This window comes from Pseudomonas sp. NPDC087803 (assembly GCF_044742995.1).
GTDB lineage: Bacteria > Pseudomonadota > Gammaproteobacteria > Pseudomonadales > Pseudomonadaceae > Aquipseudomonas.
Map to the genome: position 1 here is coordinate 34,123 of NZ_JBIUVO010000021.1, position 24,243 is coordinate 58,365.

27 protein-coding genes are annotated in these 24,243 nt (G+C 60.1%); 15 read left to right on the forward strand and 12 right to left on the reverse strand.

All coding sequences use genetic code 11. The annotated features are described in order from the left end of the window. Positions 1–126: 126 nt before the first annotated feature. Positions 127–1,275, reverse strand: coding sequence for an aldose epimerase family protein (locus ACIOUG_RS13775; protein WP_401066311.1), 1,149 nt, complete (start codon positions 1,273–1,275; stop codon positions 127–129). 357 nt (positions 1,276–1,632) lie between these two features. Here ACIOUG_RS13775 and ACIOUG_RS13780 point away from each other — a divergent pair, with 357 nt between their 5' ends. From ACIOUG_RS13780 to ACIOUG_RS13790, 3 genes are all read left to right on the forward strand, one after another. Continuing rightward, positions 1,633–2,382: a hypothetical protein gene (locus tag ACIOUG_RS13780; protein ID WP_401066313.1), complete on the forward strand. Its 750-nt coding sequence runs from the start codon at positions 1,633–1,635 to the stop codon at positions 2,380–2,382. Between the two features lie 166 nt (positions 2,383–2,548). Beyond that, positions 2,549–3,763 (forward strand): MFS transporter, encoded by a 1,215-nt coding sequence (locus tag ACIOUG_RS13785; RefSeq protein WP_401066315.1) that lies wholly within the window; start codon positions 2,549–2,551, stop codon positions 3,761–3,763. Positions 3,764–3,991: 228 nt separating this feature from the next. After that, positions 3,992–4,777: a sulfite exporter TauE/SafE family protein gene (locus tag ACIOUG_RS13790; protein ID WP_401066317.1), complete on the forward strand. Its 786-nt coding sequence runs from the start codon at positions 3,992–3,994 to the stop codon at positions 4,775–4,777. Between the two features lie 96 nt (positions 4,778–4,873). On the opposite strand, the gene ACIOUG_RS13795 is transcribed toward ACIOUG_RS13790, so the two are convergent. After that, on the reverse strand, positions 4,874–5,347 hold the full coding sequence (locus ACIOUG_RS13795; protein ID WP_401066318.1) for a GNAT family N-acetyltransferase: 474 nt from the start codon (positions 5,345–5,347) through the stop codon (positions 4,874–4,876). A 209-nt stretch (positions 5,348–5,556) separates the two neighbouring features. On the opposite strand from ACIOUG_RS13795, the gene ACIOUG_RS13800 reads away from it, so the two are divergent. After that, positions 5,557–6,129, forward strand: coding sequence for a DUF4174 domain-containing protein (locus ACIOUG_RS13800; protein WP_401066319.1), 573 nt, complete (start codon positions 5,557–5,559; stop codon positions 6,127–6,129). 137 nt (positions 6,130–6,266) lie between these two features. Here ACIOUG_RS13800 and ampC read toward each other — a convergent pair whose 3' ends face one another. Then, on the reverse strand, positions 6,267–7,421 hold the full coding sequence (ampC, locus tag ACIOUG_RS13805; RefSeq protein ID WP_401066321.1) for a class C beta-lactamase: 1,155 nt from the start codon (positions 7,419–7,421) through the stop codon (positions 6,267–6,269). 160 nt (positions 7,422–7,581) lie between these two features. Here ampC and ACIOUG_RS13810 point away from each other — a divergent pair, with 160 nt between their 5' ends. Together ACIOUG_RS13810 and ACIOUG_RS13815 are read left to right on the forward strand one after the other, a co-directional pair. Continuing rightward, positions 7,582–8,454 carry a LysR family transcriptional regulator gene (locus ACIOUG_RS13810; protein WP_401066323.1) on the forward strand — a complete coding sequence of 291 codons (873 nt, stop codon included), beginning with the start codon at positions 7,582–7,584 and terminating at the stop codon, positions 8,452–8,454. A 207-nt stretch (positions 8,455–8,661) separates the two neighbouring features. Then, positions 8,662–8,892 (forward strand): hypothetical protein, encoded by a 231-nt coding sequence (locus tag ACIOUG_RS13815; protein WP_007965409.1) that lies wholly within the window; start codon positions 8,662–8,664, stop codon positions 8,890–8,892. Positions 8,893–9,028: 136 nt separating this feature from the next. On the opposite strand, the gene ACIOUG_RS13820 is transcribed toward ACIOUG_RS13815, so the two are convergent. Beyond that, positions 9,029–9,922 (reverse strand): DMT family transporter, encoded by an 894-nt coding sequence (locus tag ACIOUG_RS13820; protein WP_401066325.1) that lies wholly within the window; start codon positions 9,920–9,922, stop codon positions 9,029–9,031. Between the two features lie 101 nt (positions 9,923–10,023). On the opposite strand from ACIOUG_RS13820, the gene ACIOUG_RS13825 reads away from it, so the two are divergent. Further along, on the forward strand, positions 10,024–10,887 hold the full coding sequence (locus ACIOUG_RS13825; RefSeq protein ID WP_401066351.1) for a LysR family transcriptional regulator: 864 nt from the start codon (positions 10,024–10,026) through the stop codon (positions 10,885–10,887). Positions 10,888–11,013: 126 nt separating this feature from the next. Here the strand turns inward: ACIOUG_RS13825 and yegQ are convergent, their stop codons facing one another. Next, positions 11,014–12,348, reverse strand: a complete 1,335-nt coding sequence (yegQ, locus tag ACIOUG_RS13830) for a tRNA 5-hydroxyuridine modification protein YegQ (RefSeq protein ID WP_401066326.1) — start codon at positions 12,346–12,348, stop codon at positions 11,014–11,016. Between the two features lie 205 nt (positions 12,349–12,553). On the opposite strand from yegQ, the gene ACIOUG_RS13835 reads away from it, so the two are divergent. Both ACIOUG_RS13835 and ACIOUG_RS13840 read left to right on the forward strand, forming a co-directional pair. After that, positions 12,554–13,240 (forward strand): cysteine hydrolase family protein, encoded by a 687-nt coding sequence (locus tag ACIOUG_RS13835; protein ID WP_401066328.1) that lies wholly within the window; start codon positions 12,554–12,556, stop codon positions 13,238–13,240. A gap of 117 nt (positions 13,241–13,357) precedes the next feature. Then, entirely contained in the window at positions 13,358–14,419 is a 1,062-nt protein-coding gene (locus tag ACIOUG_RS13840) for an AI-2E family transporter (RefSeq protein ID WP_401066329.1), read from the forward strand. Here the strand turns inward: ACIOUG_RS13840 and ACIOUG_RS13845 are convergent. From ACIOUG_RS13845 to ACIOUG_RS13855, 3 genes are all read right to left on the reverse strand, one after another. Then, the gene (locus tag ACIOUG_RS13845; protein ID WP_103520501.1) at positions 14,416–14,598 is read right to left on the reverse strand and encodes a hypothetical protein; all 183 of its coding nucleotides are present in this window, start codon (positions 14,596–14,598) and stop codon (positions 14,416–14,418) included. The genes ACIOUG_RS13840 and ACIOUG_RS13845 overlap by 4 nt on opposite strands. A 102-nt stretch (positions 14,599–14,700) precedes the next feature. Continuing rightward, positions 14,701–14,895, reverse strand: a complete 195-nt coding sequence (locus ACIOUG_RS13850; protein ID WP_127652170.1) for a hypothetical protein — start codon at positions 14,893–14,895, stop codon at positions 14,701–14,703. Positions 14,896–15,124: 229 nt separating this feature from the next. Then, on the reverse strand, positions 15,125–15,475 hold the full coding sequence (locus tag ACIOUG_RS13855; protein ID WP_007965394.1) for a hypothetical protein: 351 nt from the start codon (positions 15,473–15,475) through the stop codon (positions 15,125–15,127). A gap of 256 nt (positions 15,476–15,731) precedes the next feature. Between ACIOUG_RS13855 and ACIOUG_RS13860 the strand changes: the two genes are divergently transcribed. Then, the gene (locus ACIOUG_RS13860) at positions 15,732–16,550 is read left to right on the forward strand and encodes a shikimate 5-dehydrogenase (RefSeq protein WP_401066332.1); all 819 of its coding nucleotides are present in this window, start codon (positions 15,732–15,734) and stop codon (positions 16,548–16,550) included. A 210-nt stretch (positions 16,551–16,760) separates the two neighbouring features. Beyond that, positions 16,761–17,279, forward strand: a complete 519-nt coding sequence (locus tag ACIOUG_RS13865) for a cupin domain-containing protein (RefSeq protein WP_401066333.1) — start codon at positions 16,761–16,763, stop codon at positions 17,277–17,279. 111 nt (positions 17,280–17,390) lie between these two features. Here ACIOUG_RS13865 and ACIOUG_RS13870 read toward each other — a convergent pair whose 3' ends face one another. Then, positions 17,391–18,035, reverse strand: a complete 645-nt coding sequence (locus tag ACIOUG_RS13870; protein WP_401066335.1) for a YceH family protein — start codon at positions 18,033–18,035, stop codon at positions 17,391–17,393. A 125-nt stretch (positions 18,036–18,160) separates the two neighbouring features. Between ACIOUG_RS13870 and ACIOUG_RS13875 the strand changes: the two genes are divergently transcribed. After that, positions 18,161–18,670 carry a DUF1993 family protein gene (locus tag ACIOUG_RS13875; protein WP_401066336.1) on the forward strand — a complete coding sequence of 170 codons (510 nt, stop codon included), beginning with the start codon at positions 18,161–18,163 and terminating at the stop codon, positions 18,668–18,670. A 152-nt stretch (positions 18,671–18,822) separates the two neighbouring features. On the opposite strand, the gene sstT is transcribed toward ACIOUG_RS13875, so the two are convergent. Then, entirely contained in the window at positions 18,823–20,055 is a 1,233-nt protein-coding gene (gene sstT, locus ACIOUG_RS13880; protein ID WP_401066338.1) for a serine/threonine transporter SstT, read from the reverse strand. Between the two features lie 334 nt (positions 20,056–20,389). Between sstT and ACIOUG_RS13885 the strand changes: the two genes are divergently transcribed. After that, the gene (locus tag ACIOUG_RS13885; RefSeq protein WP_401066339.1) at positions 20,390–21,553 is read left to right on the forward strand and encodes an MFS transporter; all 1,164 of its coding nucleotides are present in this window, start codon (positions 20,390–20,392) and stop codon (positions 21,551–21,553) included. Here the strand turns inward: ACIOUG_RS13885 and nhaR are convergent. Further along, positions 21,548–22,447 carry a transcriptional activator NhaR gene (nhaR, locus tag ACIOUG_RS13890; RefSeq protein ID WP_401066340.1) on the reverse strand — a complete coding sequence of 300 codons (900 nt, stop codon included), beginning with the start codon at positions 22,445–22,447 and terminating at the stop codon, positions 21,548–21,550. The genes ACIOUG_RS13885 and nhaR overlap by 6 nt on opposite strands. A gap of 230 nt (positions 22,448–22,677) precedes the next feature. Here nhaR and ACIOUG_RS13895 point away from each other — a divergent pair, with 230 nt between their 5' ends. After that, positions 22,678–22,920 (forward strand): hypothetical protein, encoded by a 243-nt coding sequence (locus tag ACIOUG_RS13895; RefSeq protein ID WP_401066352.1) that lies wholly within the window; start codon positions 22,678–22,680, stop codon positions 22,918–22,920. Positions 22,921–22,949: 29 nt separating this feature from the next. Beyond that, the gene (locus ACIOUG_RS13900) at positions 22,950–23,699 is read left to right on the forward strand and encodes a TerC family protein (protein ID WP_401066341.1); all 750 of its coding nucleotides are present in this window, start codon (positions 22,950–22,952) and stop codon (positions 23,697–23,699) included. 210 nt (positions 23,700–23,909) lie between these two features. Here the strand turns inward: ACIOUG_RS13900 and ACIOUG_RS13905 are convergent, their stop codons facing one another. Next, the gene (locus ACIOUG_RS13905; RefSeq protein WP_401066342.1) at positions 23,910–24,077 is read right to left on the reverse strand and encodes a hypothetical protein; all 168 of its coding nucleotides are present in this window, start codon (positions 24,075–24,077) and stop codon (positions 23,910–23,912) included. Between the last annotated feature and the right edge of the window lie 166 nt (positions 24,078–24,243).

The following is a 24,243-nucleotide window of genomic DNA, read 5'->3' on the forward strand; positions in this document are numbered from 1 at the left end:
GAACCTGTGGCGAGGGAGCTTGCTCCCGCTGGGGCGCGAAGCGGCCCTTGCTTTTCATTCAGTTGAAAAAGCAGGGGCCTGCTGCGCAGGCCAGCGGGAGCAAGCTCCCTCGCCACGGGCTAAGTGTCATTTAGCAGAAAACTTCAACACCACGCTATGGCTGTAAGTCTGCCCCGGATCGAGGCGCGTGCTCGGGAAGTTCGGCTGATTCGGCGAATCCGGATAGTGCTGCGTCTCCAAAGTAAACGCGCCCCAGTGCGGATAAACCTTGCCACCCTTGCCCTTGACCGTGCCGTCGAGGAAGTTGCTGGTGTAAAACTGCACCCCCGGCTCGCTGGTGAACAACTGCAGATGCCGCCCTGACTGCGGATCGCTGACCTCGGCGGCGACTTTGCTGACATCGCCTTTGGTATCCAGCACCCAGTTGAAATCGAAGCCACCCTGTTGCGGCTCGGCGAATTTCAGCTGTGGGTGATCGGCCTTGATGTGCGTGCCGATGGCGGTGGGCTGGGTGAAGTCCATCGGCGTGCCGGCCACGGGTGCCAGTTCGCCGGTCGGGATCAGCTTGGCCGTGACCGGCGTGTAGCGGCTGGCGTGCAGGGTCGCGATCTGTTTCAACACGTCGCCAGTGCCGGCGCCGGCGAGGTTGAAGTAGCTGTGGTTGGTCAGGTTCAGCACCGTCGGCTTATCGGTGCTGGCCTGGTAGTCGATGCGCAGTTCGTTGCTGTCGGTCAGGCGATAGGTCACTTGCGTGGTGAGGTTGCCGGGGAAGCCCATTTCGCCGTCCGCCGACAGGTAAGTCAGGGTCACGCCGACCGAGTCCTTGTCCTTGAGCGGTTCGGCTTTCCAGACCTTTTTGTCAAAACCCAGCGTGCCGCCATGCAAGGCGTTGGACTTGTCGTTCTGTGGCACCTGATAACGCTTGCCGTCGAGTTCGAAGGCGCCGTCGGCCAGGCGATTACCGAAACGGCCGATGGTCGCGCCAAAGTAGGCCGTGCCTTTCTGGTAGCCCTGAACATCGTCGAAGCCGAGCACCACGTCGGCGGCTTTGCCGTGTTTGTCCGGTACCAGCAGCGATTGCAGGGTGGCGCCGTAGGTGATGACGGTTGCCTGCATGCCGTGGCTGTTGCGCAGGATGTATTGCTCGACGGGGGTGCCGTCGTTGGTGTTGCCGAAGGCTTTGTGTTCGGCGCTGAGGCCGGCCGCGTTGGCGGAGAGGGTGGCGATCATCAGGGACAGTCCGAGGCCGGAGAGCAAGTGACGGGATTGAAGCATGGTTGACCTTCCTTTTTGTTGTTGTTTTGAAAACACCAAAATTCCCCCGTAGGAGCTGCCGGAGGCTCGGGCCGCGTTCGGACGATCTTTTGATCTTGATTCTAAAAACGAAAGTCAAAAGATCGCAGCTTCGGCAGCTCCTACACGGTACTAGTCAATCTATTTGTGTATGTGGAGAAGATTTATAGCTGATGAATCGTTTATTTCAACAATAAAGACTGACTAATTGCCCCGGCGATCTTTCGCCGTCAATCGACCGGGCAGATCCGCCACTGCACTTTTTCGCAATTGCCGGCTCTATCCATGGCCAGGATGCGGCGACGCCCGCCGCGCAGGAATGTGCCCGTTCGAGAATTCATGCCGAGAGTTTTTCACCCGATCGCCCGATTTGTTCGCCGCCCGTGCCTGTTGCTGGCCTGTCTGTCATCGCTGTTGGTCAGCGGTTGCACGCATCAGAACGGCAACGGTTTTCTTGCGCAGATGCGTGACGGTCAGCCGCAGGAATTTTTGCAGACCAGTGTCGACCGCATGGCTACGTTGGCGATGCGCGACAACCTCAACAGTCTGTACCGGTTGATGGGCAAGCTGTACCTGCGCAACCCGGAAGAGCTGCGCAAGTCGGGTTTCCTCGACATCAATACGGCGGTGAAGCAGGTGCGTCTGGCGGTCGAGCAGCAACAACCGTTGCCGGTGCTGGGCGGGCGCAAGGATCTGGCCGCGCTCAGCTATGCGATGAGCCCTGAGTTTCTTGGTGACCGGGTCGGCGCGTTCATCTATGCCATCGGCAGCATGCTGGTCACCGCCCACGGTAATCGCGTCGAGTTCTATATGACCGATGCCATCAACCCGACCTTCGTCCACAACGCCGCGCGCAACATCGAGAAAGCCACGTGGATTCTGGCCCAGCGCCAGAACAAGGAAGGCCAGCCACTGTTGTTCTCCAACGAAATCTCGGAGGAGGGCAGCAACCTGAGTTTCGCCACCGAGTTCGGCAAGATCGTCGCGCGCCTCGATCTGCTGACGCAGATGCTTGATGAGCGTTACCGGCGCATCGGCCTGAACTACGCGCAGAGCCTGCTGTTCCTGAATTTCCTCCCGGTGCAGTGAACGGCCCCGTACCCTGTAGGAGCTGCCGCAGGCTGCGATCTTTTGCTCTTGATTCTAAAAAAAGAAGATCAAAAGATCGCAGTCTGCGGCAGCTCCTACAGGGATGGTGGTGTAAGTTGTATACAGTTTCAAACAAAAATTAGCTCAAAAGGGAGCTGCACCTGTCATGACCGACTCCGCAAGCACCGAATTCAGTCGTATCGACCGCGCCACCCGCACAGAAAAACTGCCGTATGCCGCGTTACTGGCGTTCGCCATGACCGGCTTCATCGCCATTCTTACCGAGACCCTGCCCGCCGGGCTGCTGCCGCAAATCGGCGCCGGGCTCGGGGTCAGCGAAGTGCTCGCCGGGCAACTGGTGACGCTGTATGCACTGGGCTCGATCGTTGCGGCGATTCCGCTGACCGTCGCTACTCGCGGTTGGCCACGGCGCCGGGTGCTGTTGATGACGGTGGGAGGTTTCCTGGTGTTCAACACCGTGACCACGTTCTCCAGCCATTACGGCCTGACTCTGGCCTCGCGGTTTCTTGCCGGAATGGCGGCGGGCTTGTCATGGGGGATCATGGCCGGTTACGCCCGTGGCATCGTGCCGGTGCATCAGCAGGGGCGGGCGCTCGCGATCGCCATGCTTGGCACGCCGGTGGCGTTGTCGCTGGGCACCCCGGCGGGGACCTGGCTGGGCAACCTGATCGGCTGGCGCGCTTCGTTCGGGATCATGTCGGCGCTGGCCTTGGTGCTGGCAGCGTGGATTGTGCTGGCGGTGCCGGATCGTCCCGGCCAGGCCAGCGCTGAACGCCTGCCGCTGCTGCAATCGCTGCGTCTGCCGGGCGTGCGGCCGGTGCTGTTCGTGGTGCTGACCTGGATGCTCGGGCACAACATTCTCTACACCTACATTGCGCCGTTTCTGATGCAGGCCGGACTGGCCGAACGGGTCGATCTGGTGCTGCTGGTGTTCGGCCTGTGTTCGCTGGTCGGGATCTGGATCATCGGCCTGCTGGTGGATCGCTGGCTGCGCTGGCTGACCCTGATCAGCCTCGCGGTGTTTGCCGTGACCGCGCTGGTGCTGGCGCTGATGTCCCCGTCACCGTGGTTGATCTACACCTGCATGGCCGTGTGGGGGCTGTCGTTCGGCGGCTCGGCGACGTTGCTGTTGACGGCGGCGGCGGATTCGGCCGGCGAGCATGTCGACGTGGTGCAGGCGATGCTCACCACCTCCTGGAACGTGGCGATTGCCGGCGGCGGCCTGTTTGGCGGCTTGCTGCTGGATCGGGCGGGGGCGATGTCGTTTCCGTGGGCGCTGTTGATCCTGTCGCTGATTGCGCTGGCGACGGTGTGGATCAACCGTCATCACAGTTTCAAACCGGGCCGCCGCGTGCATTGATCAACCAGACACCACATCTTCCTTGTGGGAGCGGGCTTGCTCGCGAAGGCGATGGATCAGTCACTATTTGAGTTGAATGACACACCGCCTTCGCGAGCAAGCCCGCTCCCACAGAGAATCATTGGTGTGGCTGAAAGGCATAACGATAGACCGCATTGATATATGTGGTTATATGAAAAATCGCTATGCTGCGGGCCAGATTTTTCCTGTCGTTTTCTGGACGTCTTAATGGAATTGGCAAATTTCGGCCTGGTGATCGCCGGGCTGGTGGTGGGTTTTATTGTCGGCATGACCGGTGTCGGCGGCGGTTCCTTGATGACGCCGATCCTGCTGTGGTTCGGCATCAACCCGGCAACAGCGGTGGGCACTGACCTGTTGTACGCGGCCATCACCAAATCCAGTGGCGTGCTGGTGCACAAGAAGAACGACAACATCGACTGGGCCATCACCGGCTGGCTGACCCTGGGCAGCGTGCCAGCGGTGGCCATGACCCTGTGGTTCCTCAGCACCCTGCACACCGCGCCCGACGCGATGAACGCAATCATCAAACAAGCCTTGGGCTTCGTGCTGTTCGCCACCGCGCTGGCGATTCTGTTCAAGAAGCGCTTGCTGGCATTCGCCCACAGACGCGCCGGCGGCAACTACAACCCGAGCGGTGCGCGCCTGAACGTGATGACGGTGATCACCGGTCTGATCCTCGGCACCATGGTCGCCCTGACTTCGATCGGCGCCGGCGCCTTGGGCACTGTCGCGCTGTTCATCCTCTATCCGCTGTTGCCGACCCGGCGCCTGGTCGGCACCGAAATCGCCCACGCCGTACCGCTGACCCTGGTTGCGGGTCTGGGCCATGCGAGCATGGGCAATATGGACTGGGGCGTGCTGGGTTTCCTGCTGATGGGGTCGCTGCCGGGCATCTGGCTCGGCAGCCACCTGACCGGACGCATTTCCGATGAGTTGCTGCGCCCGTGCCTGGCGACCATGTTGCTGTTGATCGGCTACAAACTGGCGTTCTGAACCAACCCTTCGGAACGCCACAGTCCCCTGTAGGAGCTGCCGCAGGCTGCGATCTTTTGACCTTCAAAATCAAAAGATCGCAGCCTGCGGCAGCTCCTACACTGGGGCATGAACGATGCTGAATTTCATGACGGTCACCGGCAGGTCTTCGTAAACCACATCCTCGACCACCTCCCAACCCAGCCGCGCATACAGCGATTGCGCGGCGTCGGTGTACAGATACAACTCGGTCACCCCCAACGCCGCCGCTTCGGCGACGATTCTGTTCACCAGTTGCGAAGCAATCCCGCGTCCGCGTTCTTCTGATTTCACGTAGACCCCCGCCAGCCACGGCGTCAGTTGCGGGCGGATCTTCATGTCGCTGTCGATCAGCAGCGCGCCCCCGAGCAATCTGCCGTCTTCAATGGCTACCACCACGCTGGGAATCGCGCCCTTGCCGCAGGCGGCGCGCATCCGTTCGGTGCGGGCCTCAAGGGTGTCGCCGGGGCGGAACTCACCCCATTCCTGGAAATTGAGTTCGGCCAGTTCCTCAATCAAATACGGGTGATCGCACAGGTAGTCAACATGCATGGGGTGAACTCCATTTCATGGGCAGAACGGCCAGCCTAATGCGCACATAAAAGGTAATCAAATCCGCGTCACGATTACGCCGATGCGGTTGCGCAATGACGCGGCTGACCTAAGCTTCTGACAAGGCGAAACATATTTGCCGGGCACGACCCCGGAACAATCGCCGCGATGCGCAATCATTAGAGCGTGGATATCAAAAGGAGATGCGCATGCTCATCAGGTCACTGACCCTGACACTCTTGCTGGCGATTGCCGGCCCCTCGTTCGCCGCTGACAACGACTCGCCCATAGCCGGGGATATGGGACGGGCCCGACCGTTGATCGTGATCGCACAAAGCACCGTCGACCCGGTGTGGGTGGGGCTGAAAAAGTCGCTGGAGGATCCGGCGAACAAGAAAGGTGTGACTGACCGCAACATCAAGGTCTACACCATCCTCAATATGGCCGGTCAGCTCGATGGCAAGGATCTCGGCCAGCAGGACACGATGGCCTTGCTGCGTTCGCTGAAACTCGGTGCCGGCGCGTACCCGAAAGTGTTTCTGTTGGGCAAGGACGGCGAAACCAAACTCTCGGCTTCTGGCGATGAAGCGAAATCGGTGGACCTGAAGAAGATCTTCGATACTGTTGATGCGCTGCCGGCCAGCGAAAAGGAAATCAGCGCACCGACGGTCGCCGAAACCAAGGCCACTGCCGCCGAACCGGCAGCCAAGAAAGGCGAGAAGGGCGCCAAGCCAGCCAAACCGGCGAAACCGAGCAAGCCACCGGAAATGCCGGATGACTGATGGTATGGCCTGAAGCAAAAAATGGGCGACCTCTACAGGTCGCCCATTTTTTATTGCCCGCCAAAAAGATCGCAGCCTTCGGCAGCTCCTACATGGGATCGGTGTGGGAGCTGCCGAAGGCTGCGATCTTTTGATTTTCAGTCGGTCAAAACGCTGAGGATCGTGTGAGCAATCTTCACCCGCTCCGGAATCGGAAAGTTCTTGTTCGCCAGAATCACCACGCCGACATCCTTCGATGGCACAAACGCCACGTAGGTCCCAAATCCACCGGTAGAGCCGGTCTTGTTGATCAGCACATTTTCCGCCTGTGGTTGTGGCGGGGTCAGCCACTGCACCTTGTGCGGCTGCATGGCCATTTCCGTGGAGTTGCCGGCCAGCAAACGCTCGAGGCTGATCGGGTAGCGATACATTTCCCAACCCAGACCCTGGGTCATGTCGCCGACGCTGTAGTAACCGGTATGAGTGTTGGCAATGGCTTGTTGCAGCGGGGCTTCAAGGCTTGCCGGTTTCAGGTTGGCCTGCACGAAACGCAGCATATCGGCGGCGCTGGTTTTCACGCCATAGGCCTGCGAATCCATCGCGCCCGGGGTGACGCGCACCGCTTGGTTGTTCTTGTCGTAGCCCTGCGCATACAGGCTCATCTGCGCTTTCGGCACCTGCAGGTAGGTGTGTTGCAGGCCGAGTTTCGGCAACAGGGTTTCGCTCATCACCTGATCATAGGGCTGGCCGAGGGTCTTGGCGGCCAGGTAACCGAACAGGCCCAGGCTCGGGTTGGAATACAGACGCTGGCTGCCGGCCGGGAAGCTCGGTTTCCACTGTTGGTAGTAGCCGAGCATCTTGTCCGCCGAATCCCACTGGTCAGGGAATTGCAGCGGCAGGCCGCCAGCGCTGTAGGTGCCCAGTTGCAGCACGCTGATGCCATCGAAGGCGCTGCCCTTGAGTTCTGGCCAGAGCTGGCTGGCCTTGGTCGACAGGTCCAGTTTGCCGGTCGCCTGCGCATAGCCGGCCAGGGTCGCGGCGAAGGTTTTGCTCACCGAGCCAATCTCGAACAGGGTGTTTTCGCTGACTTTCTGCCCGGTGTCCTTGGCGGCGACGCCGTAATTAAAGTAATGCGGCTTGCCGTTGACGGTGATAGCCACGGCCAGACCCGGAACCTGCTGTTGCTGCATCACCGGGGTAACGACTTTATTTACCAGGGCTTGCAGTTGCTCGTCGCCGGGCGTGGCGGCCATGCAGGCGGTGGCGCCGAAAACCAGGCCGAATGCGCTGCAGGAAATGACTTTGAAGGACATGAGTGAACCACTCTCCATGAGTGTTGAGGATGATATCCCGCTAGACTGCGGGCAATTTTCCGCTTGGGCGACTGATCAGCGCCGACAATTTAGGCAGTCTGGCACTCATCGACAAACGATGATATTTCGCATGAGCCATTAGAAATATTTGGGACTGGGCATGATCCGACCTCAATTGCCGCTCAATGCACTGCGCGCGTTCGAAGCCTCGGCGCGGCATCTGAGCTTTACCCGCGCCGCCGTGGAATTGTGCGTGACCCAGGCAGCGGTGAGCCATCAGGTCAAAAGCCTTGAGGCGCAACTCAATGTCACCCTGTTCAAACGTCTGCCTCGCGGGCTGATGCTGACCAGTGAAGGGGAGACCCTGTTGCCGGTGTTGACCACCTCATTCGATCATATCGCGCAGATGCTCGAGCGGCTGGCCGGCGGTCAGTACCGGGAAATGTTGACCGTGGGTGCCGTCGGAACCTTTGCGGTCGGTTGGTTGCTGCCACGGCTGGCAGACTTCCAGGCGAAACATCCGCTGATAGATTTGCGGCTGTCGACCAACAACAACCGGGTCGACGTCGCGGCCGAGGGGCTGGATTACGCGATTCGATTCGGCGCTGGGGCGTGGCACGGCATCGAGGCAACGCGCCTGCTCGATGCGCCACTGTCGGTGTTGTGCGTGCCGGAAATCGCTCGCCAGCTGCACACTCCGGGCGACCTGTTGCAACAGCGCTTGCTGCGCTCGTATCGCACCGATGAGTGGCCGGAGTGGTTTCTCGCCGCAGGTCTGGCGACGCACGCAGCACCGCCGCAAAGCATTGTGTTCGACTCGTCGCTGGCGATGATGGAAGCCGCGCTGCAGGGCTGCGGAGTCGCGTTGGCACCGCCGCTGATGTTCGCCCGGCAACTGGCGGCGGACGTGATTCGCCAGCCGTTTGAAATTGAAATCACCACCGGCAGTTATTGGCTGACGCGCTTGCAGTCGCGCCCGGAAACGACGGCGATGACGGCGTTCAAAAACTGGCTGCTACAAATCTCTGGTTAATACAAATCCTTTGTAGGAGCTGCCGCAGGCTGCGATCTTTTGACTTTGATTTTTGAAGATCAAGATCAAAAGATCGCAGCCTGCGGCAGCTCCTACAGGTTGGAATTGCGGCTGACGGCCGTTGGTCTGTTCGATAGCACGGCCGGCAGAGCCACGCTTCCAAGCTGTATGGCCCGGGTTTTCCGGACCTCCTTGGTGAGGTGTGTCATGGCTAATGATTTGCTGTTTCAGGGTGGTGTGCTGCCGACCGATCCGACCCGTCCGGTACCCGGCACGGATGAGCCGACACTGGCCGATCACGACGCGCCGCCGGGCATGAGCCCGGGACGTGATCCGCTGAGTGATGCCGATCGTCCGGAAGACTGGAAGGACCCGGCAGCGGACGATGATGTGCCGCCGGCGGATGAGCCGACGCCGTTGTCGGATGACAGGCGCTGAGGCTAACCCGGCATGAGATATTTATAGTCTGCGCCGGCCCTTTCGCGAGCAAGCTCGCTCCCACAGGTAGAACGCATCCCCCTGTAGGAGTGAGCCTGCTCGCGATGGGGTCATCAGCCTCAGTAAAAAACCTCGATCAGACCTCAACCGGTCGACCCTCCACCCGCCGCTCCAGATTCAACGCCAGCACACTGATCAACACTACCGCCGACCCCGCCAGCACCATTAGCGTCGGTCGCTCGCCCAATCCCACCGAAGCAATCCCCATCGCCGTCGGCGGTATCAGATAAAGCGTCATCGTCGCCCGGCTCAAGTCCACATGCTTGAGCACAAAGCCCCAGGCCAGATAGGCCAGCGCGCTGGGAAACACCCCCAACGCCAGCACCGCCCCCTGCACTCGCAGCGGTGCTTTCACCACCGCCGCACTCAGCCCCGGCAGATAAATCAGCAACAACAGCGTCCCCGACCACACCGCATAACAGGCCAGACTGAAGCCGTCATAACGCCGGGCGTGATGTTTTTGCAGGGCGAAGTAAATGCTCCATGACAGCGCCGCCAGCAGAATCAACAAGCCATGTGCGTCGATCTGCCCCAAGCCCCGATCGGCGCTGACCACGATCACCACGCCGACCAGTCCGAGCAACACGCAGCCCCAACGCCAGGCACTGACCTGATCCTTGAACACGTAACGCGCCAGCAGCGTACTGAACAGCGGGCTCGACTGCGCCAGTACACTGGAGGCGCCAGCACTGACGCTTTGTTGGCCGATGTTCAGCGCGACGTGGTGCAGGCTGACGGCAAAAAATCCCAAGGCGAATAACAGCGGCAGGTCGCGCCATTGCGGCAGGCGAATGCCCTTGAACGCCGCGATCGCGGCCATGAACAGCGACGCCAGGAGAAACCGCAGTAACGCCAGATGCACCGGGTCGTAGGCCTGCAGGCCGATGTGAATGCCGGTCGGTGAATACGCCCAGCAGCCGACCACGAAGGCCATGGCCAGAATGATTTTTACAGGAGAAGGAGACGGCATGATCGGCGCACCGCAAGGGTTGATGCGCCGAGTATCCGGGCGGCGAACAAGTCTCCACAACTGACTTATACTGCGCTGAATGTTCACTTTGAGTGATGAGTATGGAGTTGGCGCAGATCCGCATGTTCAAGACCGTGGCCGATGAGGGCAGCATTGCCCGCGCCGCTGAAAAATTGTTTTGTGTGCCGTCGAACATCACCGCACGGATCAAGGCGTTGGAAGCGGAACTCGGCGTGGCGCTGTTTCTGCGCGAGGGGCGCGGGCTGCGGATCAGTCCGGCGGGGCAGACGTTTCTTGCGTATGCCGAGCGGATTCTGGCGCTCACCGCCGAAGCCAAGCGCGCGGTGGATCCCGGCGGCGAACCCTCCGGGCCGCTGCGTATCGGCGCGATCGAGTCCTCGGCCACCGGGCGTTTGCCGCGCCTGTTGGCCAAGTTTCACCAGCGCTATCCGCAGGTGGCGCTGGAATTGACCACTGGCACCTGGGGTCAATTGCTCGACGACACCGTCAGCCATCGCCTTGACGGCGCCATCGTCGCGGTGGACGTCGAGCGCTCGCAACTCAAGCGCACGCCGATGTACCGCGAGGAGTTGCTGCTGATTGCTTCGACGTCATTCGGCCCGGTGCGCGACATCCATGATCTGCAGGATAAAACCGTGTTCATGTGGCCGCAGGGTTGCCCGTATCGGGCGGCGCTGGAGCACTGGTTGTTGCGCCAGGGGCAGGCGCTGCCGATTGTCAGCCTGGCGAGTTACGGGGCGATTGTCGGTTGCGTGAGTGCTGGCGCCGGGGTCGCGCTGGTGCCCAAAGGGGTGTTCGAGCAATACGCCAAAGGCGCTGGATGCGCGGGCTATGAGTTTCCTGAACTGACAGCGATCGACAACCTGTTTTACTGGCACGAAAACGCCGGAGTACACCCGGCGCGTGAAGCGTTCGTGGCGATGTTGCGTGAAGAATTCCTCTGACTCCGCTACACCTGCATTCCTGTGTAGGAGCTGCCGCAGGCTGCGATCTTTTGATCTGGTTTTTCAAAAAATAAAGTCAAAAGATCGCAGCCTTCGGCAGCTTCTACAGGGGAGGAATTCAGGGGTTCAGGGAGTCAGGTCGCGCATCAGCAGGCCAAAACGCAAATCCACCGCATCCGGAATTGGCAGGTAAACCGTGTGCCCGTCGCCGGGGGCGACTTCAATGGTTTCGCCCTTGGCACTCTGCAACTGGTGCAGATCGAAGTGGAAATTGCCCTTGGGCGTCATCAATTCCAGGTGATCGCCGAGGGCAAAACGGTTTTTCACCTTGACCTCGGCCAACCGGTCGCGGCGCTCGCCGGTCAGTTCGCCAACGAACTGCTGACGTTCCGACACCGAGCTGCCGTTCTGATAATTCTGGTATTCGTCATGCACATGGCGGCGCAGGAAGCCTTCGGTGTAGCCGCGCTGGGCCAGTGATTCCAGATCGCTCATCAGGCTGCGATCGAACTCGCGTCCGGCCATCGCGTCGTCGATGGCCCGGCGATAAACCTGAGTGGTGCGTGCGCAATAGAAGTGCGACTTGGTGCGGCCTTCGATCTTCAGCGAGTGCACGCCCAGGCGCGTCAAGCGCTCGACGTGTTGCACGGCGCGCAGATCCTTGGCGTTCATGATGTAAGTGCCGTGCTCGTCCTCAAAAGCGGGCATCAACTCATCGGGACGATTGGCTTCTTGTAGCAGGAACAGTTGATCGGTCGGCGCGCCGATGCCCAAGGTCGGCTCGGGCTGGAAGGTTTGCACGATCTCGCTGAGCTCATTTTCGGTGGCCGCCTGCGCCGAATATTTCCAGCGGCAGGCGTTGGTGCAGGTGCCCTGATTGGCGTCGCGCTTGTTCATGTAGCCCGACAACAGGCAGCGCCCGGAGTAGGCCATGCACAGCGCACCGTGGACGAACACTTCCAGTTCCATGCCCGGCACCTGTTCACGGATTTCGCCGATTTCTTCCAGCGACAGTTCTCGCGACAGGATGATCCGGCTCAGGCCTTGTTGCTGCCAGAATTCGACGCTCGCCCAGTTCACCGTGTTGGCCTGCACCGAAAGGTGGATCGGCATCTGCGGGAAGTGCCGACGCACCAGCATGATCAGGCCTGGGTCGGACATGATCAGCGCGTCCGGCGCCATCTCGATCACCGGCGCCAGATCCTTGAGGAAAGTTTTCAGTTTGGCATTGTGCGGGGCGATGTTGACCACCACGTAGAATCGCTTGCCCTGGGCCTGCGCTTCGCGAATGCCGAGGTCGAGGTTGGCGTGGTCGAATTCGTTGTTGCGCACCCGCAGGCTGTAGCGCGGCTGGCCGGCATAGACCGCATCGGCACCGTAGGCGAAGGCGTAGCGCATGTTCTTCAGGGTGCCGGCGGGGGCGAGCAATTCCGGGGCGGCGAGGGGGAGGTCTGACTTCATGGCGGCATCGGTCGCAAAAGCGCGGCAGGGTAGTGCAGTGACAATTGCGGTTTATTGATCTGGATCTATCTTTGCGCGGGTGACGCTGGTCTGTGCAGCAGATCTGTGCAGAGCATGCACAGATCATGTGTCGGTTCCACTGTGTTCGGTGCGGCGATGGCTGCTTAACATTCGCTCATCAAATCAACCGAAGCAGGATTCTCTCATGCAAAACTTCACCCGCCGTTTTCTCACCGCTTGTGCATTTTCCGGTGTCTTGGCCAGCACCGGGGCCATGGCTGACAGCCACCCGACCATTCGTGCAATGTCCGGCGCCACGCCGCTCGATCACTTGCCGGCCGGCAAGTCCGCACTGGTGGTGATCGACTTCCAGAATGAATACTTCAGCGGCAAGATGCCGATCCCGGACGGTGCCGCTGCGCTGGCGAAAACCCGTGAGCTGATCACGTTCGCCGACAGCCACAAGATCCCGGTGTACCACGTGCAGCACATTGCACCGGCCGGTTCTGCGGTGTTTGCCATTGATGGCGAGACGGTGAAATTTCACAAGGACATGCAGCCGCGCCCACAAGACGTTGTCCTGCAAAAAAGCACTGTCAGCGTGTTTGCCAGCACTGATCTCGACCAGCGCCTGAAACAGGCCGGCATCCAGACCCTGATCATTTCCGGCCTGATGACGCACGCCTGCGTGGCGGGTGCCGCTCGGGATGCCGCGCCTTTGGGTTACAACGTGATTGTTGCGTCCGATGCCTCGGCGACCCGTGCCATCACCCGCGCCAACGGCGTGTCCATCGACAAGGACTCCCTGCACCAGGCCGCGCTGGCGGAAGTCGAGGACACCTTCGGCGACGTGTTGAGCACTGCGCAGATCGTCAAACTGCCGGTGCGCTGATTACCCGGGCCGTATGGTCCAGGCAATCTATGCTCCATGAACAAAGATGGCACTCGCGCGCGCCCCGGCTGACTAAGGTTCGGGGCGTGCGAGACGCCTGACTGACATGGATCGGACATGAACGAAAAAACCCTGCAATTCAAATCCCTCACCGTGCTGTTGCTGTTGGTGACGGTCGCCTTCATCTGGATTCTGCTGCCGTTCTACGGCGCGGTGTTCTGGGCGGTGATTCTCGGCATTCTGTTTGCGCCGATGCAGCGCAAGTTACAGATCAAATTCGGCTGGCGGCGCAACCTGACGTCTTTATGCACCCTGGGCATTTGCCTGGTCATCGCGATTCTGCCGGTGATCATCCTCAGCGTGCTGTTGGTCCAGGAGGGTGCGACGCTGTACAACAACATCGAAAGTGGCCAACTGGACATCGGTGCCTATCTGGCGCAGTTCAAACACAGCTTGCCTCCATATTTTCAGCATCTGCTCGACCGCTTTGGCATGGGCGAACTCAACGGCCTGCGCGAGAAAATCGTCAAGGCGTCGATGCAGGGCAGTCAGGTGCTGGCCAGTCAGGCGTTCAGTTTCGGTCAGGGTACATTCGAGTTCGTGGTCAGCTTTGGCATCATGCTGTACCTGCTGTTTTTCTTTCTGCGTGATGGCGCCGAACTGGTACGCAAGGTGCGCACCGCAGTGCCGCTGGAAGAGAACCACAAACGTCGTTTGCAGTTGAAGTTCAACCGGGTGGTGCGCGCGACGGTCAAGGGCAACTTGGTGGTGGCGGTCACTCAAGGGGCACTGGGCGGGGCGATTTTCTGGTTTCTCGACATCCCCAGCGCGTTGCTCTGGGCAGTGCTGATGGGCTTTCTGTCGCTGTTGCCGGCGGTGGGTGCGGGGATTGTCTGGGCACCGGTGGCGGTGTACTTCCTGCTCAGCGGGATGATCTGGCAGGGCGTGGTGCTGGGACTGTTCGGGGTGTTTGTGATCGGTCTGGTGGACAATGTGCTGCGGCCGATTCTGGTCGGCAAGGACACGCGCATGCCGGATTACATGATCCTGATCTCGACCCTCGGCGGCCTCGCGGTGTTCGGCCTCAACGGTTTCGTGATCGGGCCGCTGATCGCGGCGCTGTTCATGTCGAGCTGGGCGCTGTTCATCGAGACCAAACCGAAAGTCCAGTTGCCTTAAGCGTGGAACGGCGCGCTGACGATTTTCTGCGACAGGGCCTGCGCTGCGGGCAGTGAAGTGAGCGGGCCGCTGATCGGCTCGCCATCGCGCACCAAGTACCAGCAGGCGAGTAATCCCGACGCCCTGAGCGATGCGGGAACGGCGCTGCCGACCACTGACATGATTTGAACCTGAGCCATGACAAGTACCTCCATCAATCTGTGGAGCTACCTTAGGGATTCGCTGCGCTCAGGGACAATCAACGCTTTCGATAGTGGTCATTGATCACAGTGAGGACTGTTTCAATCGACAACCTGGTCGAGCATGTGCACCACTTCGCGCTCATTGAGCAGGCCCTTGTGCACCAGATTCTCTGCCAACAGCGAAAGAAACTTGGCGCAGCGGTGGCCTTCCAGGTGTTTCAGTTCAGTCAGCGCGTTGTACACCTTGCTTGAGGTGCACAGGCCGACGATGCGGTGCGGATTCTGTGTAGGCATGGGTCGTCCTTGTTTTTATCAACCTGTTGTTTACGGACGGATTCAGATTGCGGTTCCGTCATGACAAATAGATGACCGTTTTGTGTTTTGCCCCCGACGGTCAAGTCCATCATGCCGACTTTAGTCGTTGTAACTGTCCTCACAGCGACCTTTGCGCGATTTTTTCAGACTCTGCCCGACCGACGGTCATAAAAAAGCCCCGCTATAAAGCGGGGCTTGTTGGTTGCGATTACCAGCGCGGACCACCGTAGTAGCCATGTGGCCGGCCGTAGTAGCCGCGTGGTGGGCCGTAGTAGACCGGGCCAGGCACGTAGACCGGTTGTTGCACATAGACCGGCGCCGGCTGGTAGTAGACCGGTGGCGGCGGTTGTTGCACGTAAACCGGCGCCGGTTGAGCGTAAACAGGCTGTTGCACGTAGACCGGCCGGTCCTGATTGATCAATGCCGAGCCGATGATGGCCGAGCCGACGATCGCACCAAACACTGCCGGACCCTGCCAGCCACCGCCGTGGGCTTCTGCCTGACCTGTGATAGCGAATGCACCAATCAACAAGGCCACGATGGGGAGTTTACGAATCATGATAATTCCTCGGTTCTTCGACCCGGCGTCCGGGCCTGCACCAGGCCCAAAGTTGTCGCGGGGATACTTCTATGACAGCGAAATTCTGAAAATCAGCACAGCCGCTGGGTAAATTTTGTGTAAGGTCTGTACCGGCTTCTTTACCAGTCGGTCAAAGGGGCTCGCGGCCCGTTGCAGACAGGCGCTCATGATCGTTCAGAACCCGATGGAATGGCTAACTCCGTCCATCCGAAAGTCCGTTTTAAGGAGAAGTTTCATGCAGATGAACCCCAACAAAGACACCCAACTGTGCATGTCCCTGTCCGGGCGCCCGGGGAATTTCGGTCTGCGCTTTCATAACCATTTGTATGAGCAGCTGGGGCTGAACTTCTATTACAAGGCGTTCAGCAGTCAGGATCTGCCAGGGGCTGTCGGCGGGATTCGCGCGCTGGGGATTCGCGGTTGCGGGGTGTCGATGCCGTTCAAGGAAGCGTGCATCGCGCTGGTCGATGAGCTGGATGCGTCGGCGGCGGCGATCCAGTCGATCAACACCATCGTCAACACCAACGGCCATCTCAAGGCCTATAACACCGACTACATCGCCATCGCGCAGTTGCTGGAAACCCACGCGGTGCCGCAAGCCACGACGTTCGCCCTGCGCGGCAGCGGCGGCATGGCCAAAGCAGTGGCCAGTGCCTTGCGCGATGGTGGCTACAAAAATGGCTTGATCGTGGCGCGCAACGAGCGCGCCGGGCGGTCATTGGCCGATTCGCTGGGCTATCGCTGGCAGGCGGAACTGGGCGAAGCGCGGCCGCAGATGCTGATCAACGTCACTCCGGTGGGCATGGACGGCGGACCGGAGGCAGGGCAACTGGCGTTCGAGCCTGAAGTGATCGAGGCCGCCGACACCGTGTTCGACGTGGTGGCGATTCCGTCGGAGACACCGCTGATCGTGCGGGGCCGGGCCGAGGGTAAAAAGGTCATCACCGGGCTTGAGGTCATTGCGATCCAGGCGTTGGAGCAGTTCGTGCTGTACACCGGGGTGCGGCCGAGTGAAGAACAGTTTGCGGCAGCGGTGGCGTTTGCTCGCAGCTGATGTTCAGGATTATGTGTTGAAGGAGTTGGCCCCATCGCTGGCAAGCCAGCTCCCACAGGTATCAGGTTGCAACACAACCAGGTGAGCAACCCCAGATCCTGTGGGAGCTGGCTTGCCAGCGATGAATTCAACTCGGTTTATCGGGTTACCTATACTGCGCCAGCAGCAAGCCAAGACTTGCCCCTGACAAAAACCTGATCGAGGCTCCCCATGCATCCGCCCATCCTCAACCTGCACCAGGTCGAACTCGAATCCCTGCCCGAAGCCCTGGCCCCGGAAGGTGAGACCGCTGATCGCTATCAGCAGCGCATGGCCCGTATCGGCCAGCGGCTGGGTGCGCAGAAACTTGGTTATCGGTTGTATGCGCTGCCACCGGGCATGCGCGGCAGTCCGTTTCACAGCCATCGGGTGAATGAAGAGATGTTCTACGTGGTCGCCGGGGAGGGCGAGGTGCGGCTGGGGGCCGAGCGCTTTCCGATCCGTGCTGGTGATGTGATCGCCTGCCCACCCGGCGGCCCCGAAACCGCGCACCAGATCATCAACACCAGTGACGCCGAGCTGCGTTATCTGGCGGTCAGCACCCAGCAGCAACCGGATATCTGTGAGTACCCGGATTCCAACAAATACGCGGTGATGGACAACTTCAAGGTGGATGCCGAAGGCAATACGTCAGGCTTTGTTGCCGTGGCGCGGCAGGCGGACGGGGTGGATTACTGGGAGGGTGAATAAATAGACCCTGTGGGAGCGGGCTTGCTCGCGAATGCGGTGGGTCATTCACCGGGATGTGACTGACACGGCCTCTTCGCGAGCAAGCCCGCTCCCACAATAGGATTGTGGTGATTATTCGAGACGCGCCAGACGTTCTTCCAGCGCTGCAATCCGCGCTTCCAGCTCTTCGATTCTCTCCACGGAAACGCCGCTATTCGAGCGCTCCCCGGGATTCTGCCGCGCCGCCAATATCGCCTCGATATCCGCCGGATCGCCCAGCGCATGGGTGTAACGGTCTTCGCGCTGCCCGGCCTGACGCGGAATCAGCACCGCCAGCCCGCGCGCGATCAGACGTTCAAGCTGATGCACCACTTGCTCGGCATCTTCGAAGTCGTGCATGCGGCCGCTGCGGGTCAGCAGTTCATTCACCGTCTGCGGGCCACGCAGGAACATCAGCCCGGTGAGGATCACCTGGGCCGGCACCAGCTCCAGCGCCTTGTCGAGCTTGTGCTCCCAGCGGTCGGCGCGACTGCCCATGACCAACTTGGCGTAACCGTGGCTTTCCAGCGCCCGCAGGCTCTGGCCGACCTGGCCTTGAGTGAGGTTCATCACCGGCTCGCGGCTGGTTTTCTGATTGCAGGCCAGCACCAGTGCATTGAGGGTCAGCGGGTAGGTTTCCGGGCTGGTGGCCTGTTTTTCGATCAACGAACCCAGAATGCGGATTTCCGTGGCGTTGAGCCGTGGTTCGTCGGTGGTGGTGTCAAGTTCGGTGGTCATCGCGCGTTCCCTCTGCAGTCGAAGGCGCCTAGCCTAATCCTTGGCTAACAAAAGGCAAGCCGTGTGGTCATCAAGCATGGCTATAATCGCCCCCACGTTCCACCCAGCCACCACACGAGACTGCCATGACCATTTCCCTGTACGCCGCATCCGTCCCGGTTTTTCAACAAATGCTCAACGCGTTGAGCAATGTCCTGAAGAAGGCTGAAGCCCACGCCACCGAGAAAAACATCGACCCGAACGCTTTCCTGCAAGCACGTCTTTACCCGGACATGTTCCCGCTGGTGCGTCAGGTGCAGATCGCCGTCGACTTCGCCAAGGGCGTTTCCTCGCGTCTGGCTGAAGTCGAAGTCCCGAAATATGACGACACCGAAACCACCTTCGCCGAGCTGCAAGCGCTGATCGCCAAGGTGCTGGCCTACATCGGCGAGATCAAGCCGGAGCAGATCGACGGCAAGGAAGGCATCGAGATCGTGACCCGTCCGGGCACGCCGAAAGAGAAGCGCTTCAGCGGCCAGGCTTATCTGCTGAGCTACGGTCTGCCGCAGTTCTTCTTCCACGTGACCACTGCCTATGACCTGCTGCGCCACAACGGTGTTGAAGTGGGTAAACGCGATTACATGGGCGCGTTCTAAAACACCGGCAACAAAGAGCCCGCCAAGGTTTGCGCCTTGGCGGGCTTTTTATTGCTTTTTGTAGGAGTGAGCCTGCTCGCGAAGGCGGTGTGTCATTCAAAGGTGAGTTTGCAGATCAGACGCTATCGCGAGCAGGCTCACTCCTACAGGGGTTATGCTGAACGCTGAACTTTTGCCTCTTCACCCAAGCAAGCCGCGGCGGTAAACAGCACATCAGTGGACGAGTTCAGCGCAGTCTCCGCCGAGTCCTGCAGCACGCCAATGATGAAACCGACCGCCACTACCTGCATGGCAATCTCGCTCGGAATGCCGAACAGGCTGCACGCCAGTGGAATCAGCAGCAGCGAGCCGCCGGCCACGCCCGAGGCGCCACAGGCGCAGATTGCCGCGACGACGCTGAGCAGGATTGCGGTCGGAATGTCCACGGCAATCCCCAACGTGTGCACCGCCGCCAGGGTCAGGACGGTGATGGTGATCGCCGCACCGGCCATGTTGATGGTCGCGCCCAGCGGGATCGACACCGAGTAGGTGTCTTCATGCAGGCCCAGACGCTTGCTCAGCTCCAGGTTGACCGGAATGTTCGCCGCCGAGCTGCGGGTGAAGAAGGCGGTGATGCCACTTTCGCGCAGGCACTTGAGGGTCAGCGGGTACGGGTTGCGACGCAGCTTCCAGAACACGATCAGCGGGTTCATCACCAGCGCGACGAACAGCATGCAGCCCAGCAGCACGCCCAGCAGGTGCGCGTAACCGATCAGCGCGCCGAAGCCCGAGGTCGCGAGGGTCGAGGCCACCAGGCCGAAAATACCCAGCGGCGCGAAGCGAATCACCACGCGCACGATCAGCGTCACGCCGTTGGACAAGTCACCGACCACTTCGCGGGTAGTGTCACCGGCGTGGCGAATCGCGACGCCCATGCCGATCGCCCAGGCCAGAATGCCGATGAAGTTGGCGTTCATCAGGGCGCTGACCGGATTGTCGACCACGCTCAGCAGCAGGCTTTGCAGCACTTCAGTGATTCCGCCTGGCGCCGTTACCGCCAGATTGTCGGTGGACAGCACCAAGTGGGAGGGAAACGCCATGCTGGCAACCACCGCGACCACTGCCGCGGCGAACGTGCCGAGCAGATACAGAAACAGGATCGGCCGGATGTGTGTTTCCTGGCCGTGCTTGTGGTTGGCAATCGACGCCATTACCAGCACGAATACCAGAATCGGGGCCACGGCTTTCAGCGCCGAGACAAACACTTTGCCGATGAACGCCGAGCCTTTTGCTGCTTCCGGGGCGAACAGCGCCAGAGCGATACCGGCAATCAGACCGATCAGGATCTGCGTGACCAGGCTGAGGTTTTTCAGGCGTTGCAATAGAGAAGGGGATGAAGCAGTCATAACGGCATCTCTGTTTTTATACGGTTCAGGGTTGCGTGAAACCGGTGATACATCGGGGGCAGGTCACCGGCACGAAACGAAAGGGCTGACGCGGCATCAACGCCATTAAACCGGTCGTTGATCTGGGTGTACGTTTTTCGGGGCGCGGACTTTATCACAGGGTCGGCCTTATCCTTCAGACCTGTGACGATCTGCCACCGGATTGATCGGCAAACCGGCAGGTTTGTGCAAGTCAGTCCGGAAACACTCTGTTAAGATTCGCCATCCTCATTTTCACAGTCTGCCAGCGGGCCTTTCGGTCATCGCTGGTGTCGTCGTTTTGCTGGAGTTGCCCATGCTGTTGCCCATTCTTCTGTTGTCCGCCGCCGGCTTCACGGTGCTGACCACGGAATTCGTCATCGTCGGCCTGTTGCCGGCAATCGCCCGAGACCTGGCGGTTACCATTCCGCAAGCCGGTCTGCTGGTGACTCTATTCGCTTTCACGGTGGCGATGTTCGGTCCATTCTTGACCGCGTATTTCGCCCGTTTCGAGCGGCGCAAGCTGTTCATCACCATCCTGATCATGTTCGGCCTGGCCAACACGGTGGCGGCGCTGGCGCCGAACATCTGGGTGATGGCCATCGCCCGGTTGATCCCGGCGCTCGGTCTGCCGGTGTTCTGGGCCTTGGCCAGTGAGACGGCGGTGGACATTGTCGGCCCGGATCACGCTGGCCGCGCGATTGCCAAGATCGGCTTCGGCATTGTGTGCGCGACGGTGTTCGGCATCCCGGTGGGCACGTTGATTTCCGACGCGTTCGGCTGGCGCAGTGCGTTCGCGATTCTGGCGGTGATCGCTTTCGCCAAGGCCTTGCTGCTGTTTGTGTACCTGCCGAAAACCAGCCTGCACCAGCATCAGGTGAGTTTCGCCTCGCAGTTCAAGATCCTGCGCAATCCGCTGATGATCGGCCATGTCGTGTTGTCGATTCTGGTATTCAGCGGCATGTTCACCGCCTACACCTATCTGGCGGACATTCTTGAACGGCTGGCCGGGTTCAACGGCACGGTGGTTGGCTGGTGCCTGATGGGCTTCGGTGCGGTCGGGCTGATCGGCAACTCGCTGGGCGGCCGCGCGGTGGATCGTCATCCGCTGGGCGCTTCGGTGCTGTTCTGCGCGTTCATGATTGCCGGCATGGTGTCGCTGGTGCCGAACATTCACTCGACGGTGGGACTGGCGGTGGCCATGGGCATCTGGGGTATCACTCAGGCGGCGCTGTTCCTGGTTAGTCATGTACGCTTGATGAAGGCCGCACCGCAGGCGCCGGCCTTCGCCGCCTCGCTGAACATCGCCGGGGCCAACCTCGGGATCGGTCTGGGCGCGATGATCGGCGGTCGGGTGATCGACAGTGCCGGCCTCGGCTTTCTCGGCTTCGCCGCGGCCGGGTTCATTCTGTTGTCGGTGTTCCTCGCCATGGTGTTGATGACCCTTACGCCGCGCGAAGAGTGCGCGCAGGCGTCATAACGCCGTAAACAGCTCGCGTCGGGCACCTTCGGTAATCGCAACGATGCCGGGGTGCTTGACCTTGCGCTCCACCGAAATGGCATAGAACGACTCAGTCACGGCGTCGGTCTGGCCAATCTCCTCGACGCCGTACTGGCGTTTGACTTCATCGGCAATCACGCTCGGGCCGATGAAAATCCCGCTGCCCGATTGGCCGAAGGCCTGCATCAGGGCGCTGTCATCGAACTCGCCGACGATTCGCGGCTGGATCTGCTGCTCGGCGAACCAGCGCTGCAAACGGCTGCGCACTACGGTTTCAGCACCGGGAATCAGCAGCGGCGCACCGTTGAGGCTGCGCGGGAAATCCTGTCCGTATTGCGTCGCCAGTTGTGCGGTGGCGAAAAAACTGATCCCGCATTCGCCGAGCTTCTGGCTATAGCCTTTGATGTCGAGGTGCGACGGCATCGGGCTGTCGGAAATCACCAGGTCCAGACGCTGAATCGCCAGATCCGCCAGCAGGCGTTCGAGTTTGTCCTCGCGACAGGTGATGCGCAGCGGCTCGTGCAGCTCCATGGTCGGCGCGATCAGGCGATAGACGATGGACTTGGGCACCACATCCGCGACGCCGACCCGGAACAGGATCTGCTGTTCATTGGGCTGGGCGCGCAGCATCAACTCCAGCTCGCCGCCCAGCTGAAACATCTGCTCGGCGTAGGGCAGGGCCTGGCGTCCGGCTTCGGTCAGTTCCAACTGGCGGCCGACCCGTTGAAACAGTTCGATGCCGTAGGTTTGTTCCAGCAGGGAAATCTGCCCGCTGATGGTTTGCGGCGTCAGGTTAAGTTGTTCGCAGGCGCGCACGATGCTGCCGGTCTTGGCCACCACCCAGAAGTAATGCAGTTGTCGGTAATTCAGCATCCGTCGCGTCCCCTTTGTAGGAGCTGCCGCAGGCTGCGATCTTTTGATCTTGCTTTAAAAAATCAAAAGATCGCAGCCTTCGGCAGCTCCTACATTCAAATGTCATAGTTCGTTAAAGCCGAAGTATAGCCGCTAAAAATACGAATTTTCCTGAAGTGTTTGTCTCCCTAGAATGCCCAGCCATCGACGGGCGGTCTTTGGCCTTGTCTGTTCATTCGAAGGAAAGCCTCATGAAATACACAATCCCTGCACTGATGTTTACGTCTTTACTGCTTATGGCCGGTTGCGATCAGGCCGAGAAAAGCGCCCAGCAGTTGATGGGCAAGGCCGCGGAAAGCGCCAAACAGGCGATCGACGATACGCACAAAGCCGCTGAACAAGCACTCAGCGACGCTACCGGCGGCCTGATCGAGAAAAAAGAAACACCGGAAAAAGATGCGGAAAAATCCGAATCTTCCTCCAAGACCCTCTAAAACGTCATACACAGAGTCAGGACTGACCCATGGAATATCTGTTAGAACTCGCCGCCAGCCCCGCCGCCTGGGTTGCTTTGGCCACACTGGTGGTGATGGAGATCGTGCTCGGCATCGATAACCTGATCTTTATTTCGATCCTGACCAACAAGCTGCCCGTGCAGCATCGGCAGAAGGCGCGGCGTATCGGTATCGGCATGGCGCTGATCCTGCGTCTGGCCCTGTTGAGCACCATCGCCTTCATCGTCCAGTTGACCGCCCCGGTGTTCGAGATCATGGGCCAGGCGTTCTCCTGGAAGGACATGATCCTGATCGCCGGTGGTCTGTTCCTGGTGTGGAAAGCCACGACCGAAATCCATCACAGCATGGACCCGGCGCCGGAAGACCCGAAAAGCGCAACGTCGACCGTGACCCTGGGCTTCGCTGCCGCGATCGGTCAGATTCTGATGCTGGACATGGTGTTCTCCATCGACAGCATCATTACCGCGGTGGGCATGACTGAACACTTGCCGATCATGGTGATCGCGGTGGTGGTCTCGGTGATGGTGATGTTGTTCGCGGCTGAGCCGCTGGCGAAGTTCATCAACGACAACCCGACGGTGGTGATGCTGGCCCTGGGCTTCCTGATCATGATCGGCATGACGCTGATCGCCGAAGGCTTCGGCGCCCACGTACCGAAAGGTTATGTGTACGCAGCCATGGCATTCTCGGCAGCGATTGAAGTGCTGAACATGATGTCGCGCCGGGCGAAGCAGAAGAAGCTGGCTCAGCAGGCGTAATCTGCAAAAAATGAAAAGGCCGGCTGGACTCCAGGAGTCCAGCCGGCCTTTTTGCTTTAGGGCTCATGACTTATGGCTCATGGCGCATGGCTTATGACTGGTGCTTTATGTAGGAGCTGCCGAAGGCTGCGATCTTTTGACGTTGAAGATCAAAAGATCGCAGCCTTCGGCAGCTCCTACAGGAGGGATATCAGGCGACGTGGTAAAGGTTCAGTGCGCAGCCGCATGGCGGGCGCGTTGTCTCTCAGGTTTTTGTGCCGGTGCCGATTCGGCCGGGTGATGGTGGCGCCGGGCAATACGCAGCACGCCCCACAACATGGCGGCGGCCACGGCCAGCCAGCCGGAAATCAGCATTACGATCGTCATGGTCAGGCTCATCAGTGCCTCCTCTTTGCCCTGCGTCGGGCGCACACTTTTTCAATTCGCTCTGTTTCAGTGACAGTCTAGTCAACGAGGTGTTTCAGACTATTGACCAAAGGTCGGTAGTGACCAATCAGTTCGCTCTATGCAAACGATGGGTCTGCGGTTTAAGGCTATACCGCAG

Coding starts and splice junctions, on each gene's coding strand:
- ACIOUG_RS13840 (WP_401066329.1), top strand. CDS start 13,358: ATGAACGAAAAAACCCTGCAATTCAAATCCCTCACCGTGCTGTTGCTG.
- ACIOUG_RS13875 (WP_401066336.1), top strand. CDS start 18,161: ATGACCATTTCCCTGTACGCCGCATCCGTCCCGGTTTTTCAACAAATG.
- ACIOUG_RS13850 (WP_127652170.1), bottom strand. CDS start 14,895: ATGCCTACACAGAATCCGCACCGCATCGTCGGCCTGTGCACCTCAAGC.
- yegQ (WP_401066326.1), bottom strand. CDS start 12,348: ATGAAGTCAGACCTCCCCCTCGCCGCCCCGGAATTGCTCGCCCCCGCC.
- ACIOUG_RS13855 (WP_007965394.1), bottom strand. CDS start 15,475: ATGATTCGTAAACTCCCCATCGTGGCCTTGTTGATTGGTGCATTCGCT.
- ACIOUG_RS13895 (WP_401066352.1), top strand. CDS start 22,678: ATGAAATACACAATCCCTGCACTGATGTTTACGTCTTTACTGCTTATG.
- nhaR (WP_401066340.1), bottom strand. CDS start 22,447: ATGCTGAATTACCGACAACTGCATTACTTCTGGGTGGTGGCCAAGACC.
- ACIOUG_RS13790 (WP_401066317.1), top strand. CDS start 3,992: ATGGAATTGGCAAATTTCGGCCTGGTGATCGCCGGGCTGGTGGTGGGT.
- ACIOUG_RS13785 (WP_401066315.1), top strand. CDS start 2,549: ATGACCGACTCCGCAAGCACCGAATTCAGTCGTATCGACCGCGCCACC.
- ACIOUG_RS13815 (WP_007965409.1), top strand. CDS start 8,662: ATGGCTAATGATTTGCTGTTTCAGGGTGGTGTGCTGCCGACCGATCCG.
- ACIOUG_RS13795 (WP_401066318.1), bottom strand. CDS start 5,347: ATGCATGTTGACTACCTGTGCGATCACCCGTATTTGATTGAGGAACTG.
- ACIOUG_RS13865 (WP_401066333.1), top strand. CDS start 16,761: ATGCATCCGCCCATCCTCAACCTGCACCAGGTCGAACTCGAATCCCTG.
- ACIOUG_RS13810 (WP_401066323.1), top strand. CDS start 7,582: ATGATCCGACCTCAATTGCCGCTCAATGCACTGCGCGCGTTCGAAGCC.
- sstT (WP_401066338.1), bottom strand. CDS start 20,055: ATGACTGCTTCATCCCCTTCTCTATTGCAACGCCTGAAAAACCTCAGC.
- ACIOUG_RS13800 (WP_401066319.1), top strand. CDS start 5,557: ATGCTCATCAGGTCACTGACCCTGACACTCTTGCTGGCGATTGCCGGC.
- ACIOUG_RS13820 (WP_401066325.1), bottom strand. CDS start 9,922: ATGCCGTCTCCTTCTCCTGTAAAAATCATTCTGGCCATGGCCTTCGTG.
- ACIOUG_RS13860 (WP_401066332.1), top strand. CDS start 15,732: ATGCAGATGAACCCCAACAAAGACACCCAACTGTGCATGTCCCTGTCC.
- ACIOUG_RS13900 (WP_401066341.1), top strand. CDS start 22,950: ATGGAATATCTGTTAGAACTCGCCGCCAGCCCCGCCGCCTGGGTTGCT.
- ACIOUG_RS13835 (WP_401066328.1), top strand. CDS start 12,554: ATGCAAAACTTCACCCGCCGTTTTCTCACCGCTTGTGCATTTTCCGGT.
- ACIOUG_RS13775 (WP_401066311.1), bottom strand. CDS start 1,275: ATGCTTCAATCCCGTCACTTGCTCTCCGGCCTCGGACTGTCCCTGATG.
- ampC (WP_401066321.1), bottom strand. CDS start 7,421: ATGTCCTTCAAAGTCATTTCCTGCAGCGCATTCGGCCTGGTTTTCGGC.
- ACIOUG_RS13905 (WP_401066342.1), bottom strand. CDS start 24,077: ATGAGCCTGACCATGACGATCGTAATGCTGATTTCCGGCTGGCTGGCC.
- ACIOUG_RS13885 (WP_401066339.1), top strand. CDS start 20,390: ATGCTGTTGCCCATTCTTCTGTTGTCCGCCGCCGGCTTCACGGTGCTG.
- ACIOUG_RS13780 (WP_401066313.1), top strand. CDS start 1,633: ATGCCGAGAGTTTTTCACCCGATCGCCCGATTTGTTCGCCGCCCGTGC.
- ACIOUG_RS13845 (WP_103520501.1), bottom strand. CDS start 14,598: ATGGCTCAGGTTCAAATCATGTCAGTGGTCGGCAGCGCCGTTCCCGCA.
- ACIOUG_RS13825 (WP_401066351.1), top strand. CDS start 10,024: ATGGAGTTGGCGCAGATCCGCATGTTCAAGACCGTGGCCGATGAGGGC.
- ACIOUG_RS13870 (WP_401066335.1), bottom strand. CDS start 18,035: ATGACCACCGAACTTGACACCACCACCGACGAACCACGGCTCAACGCC.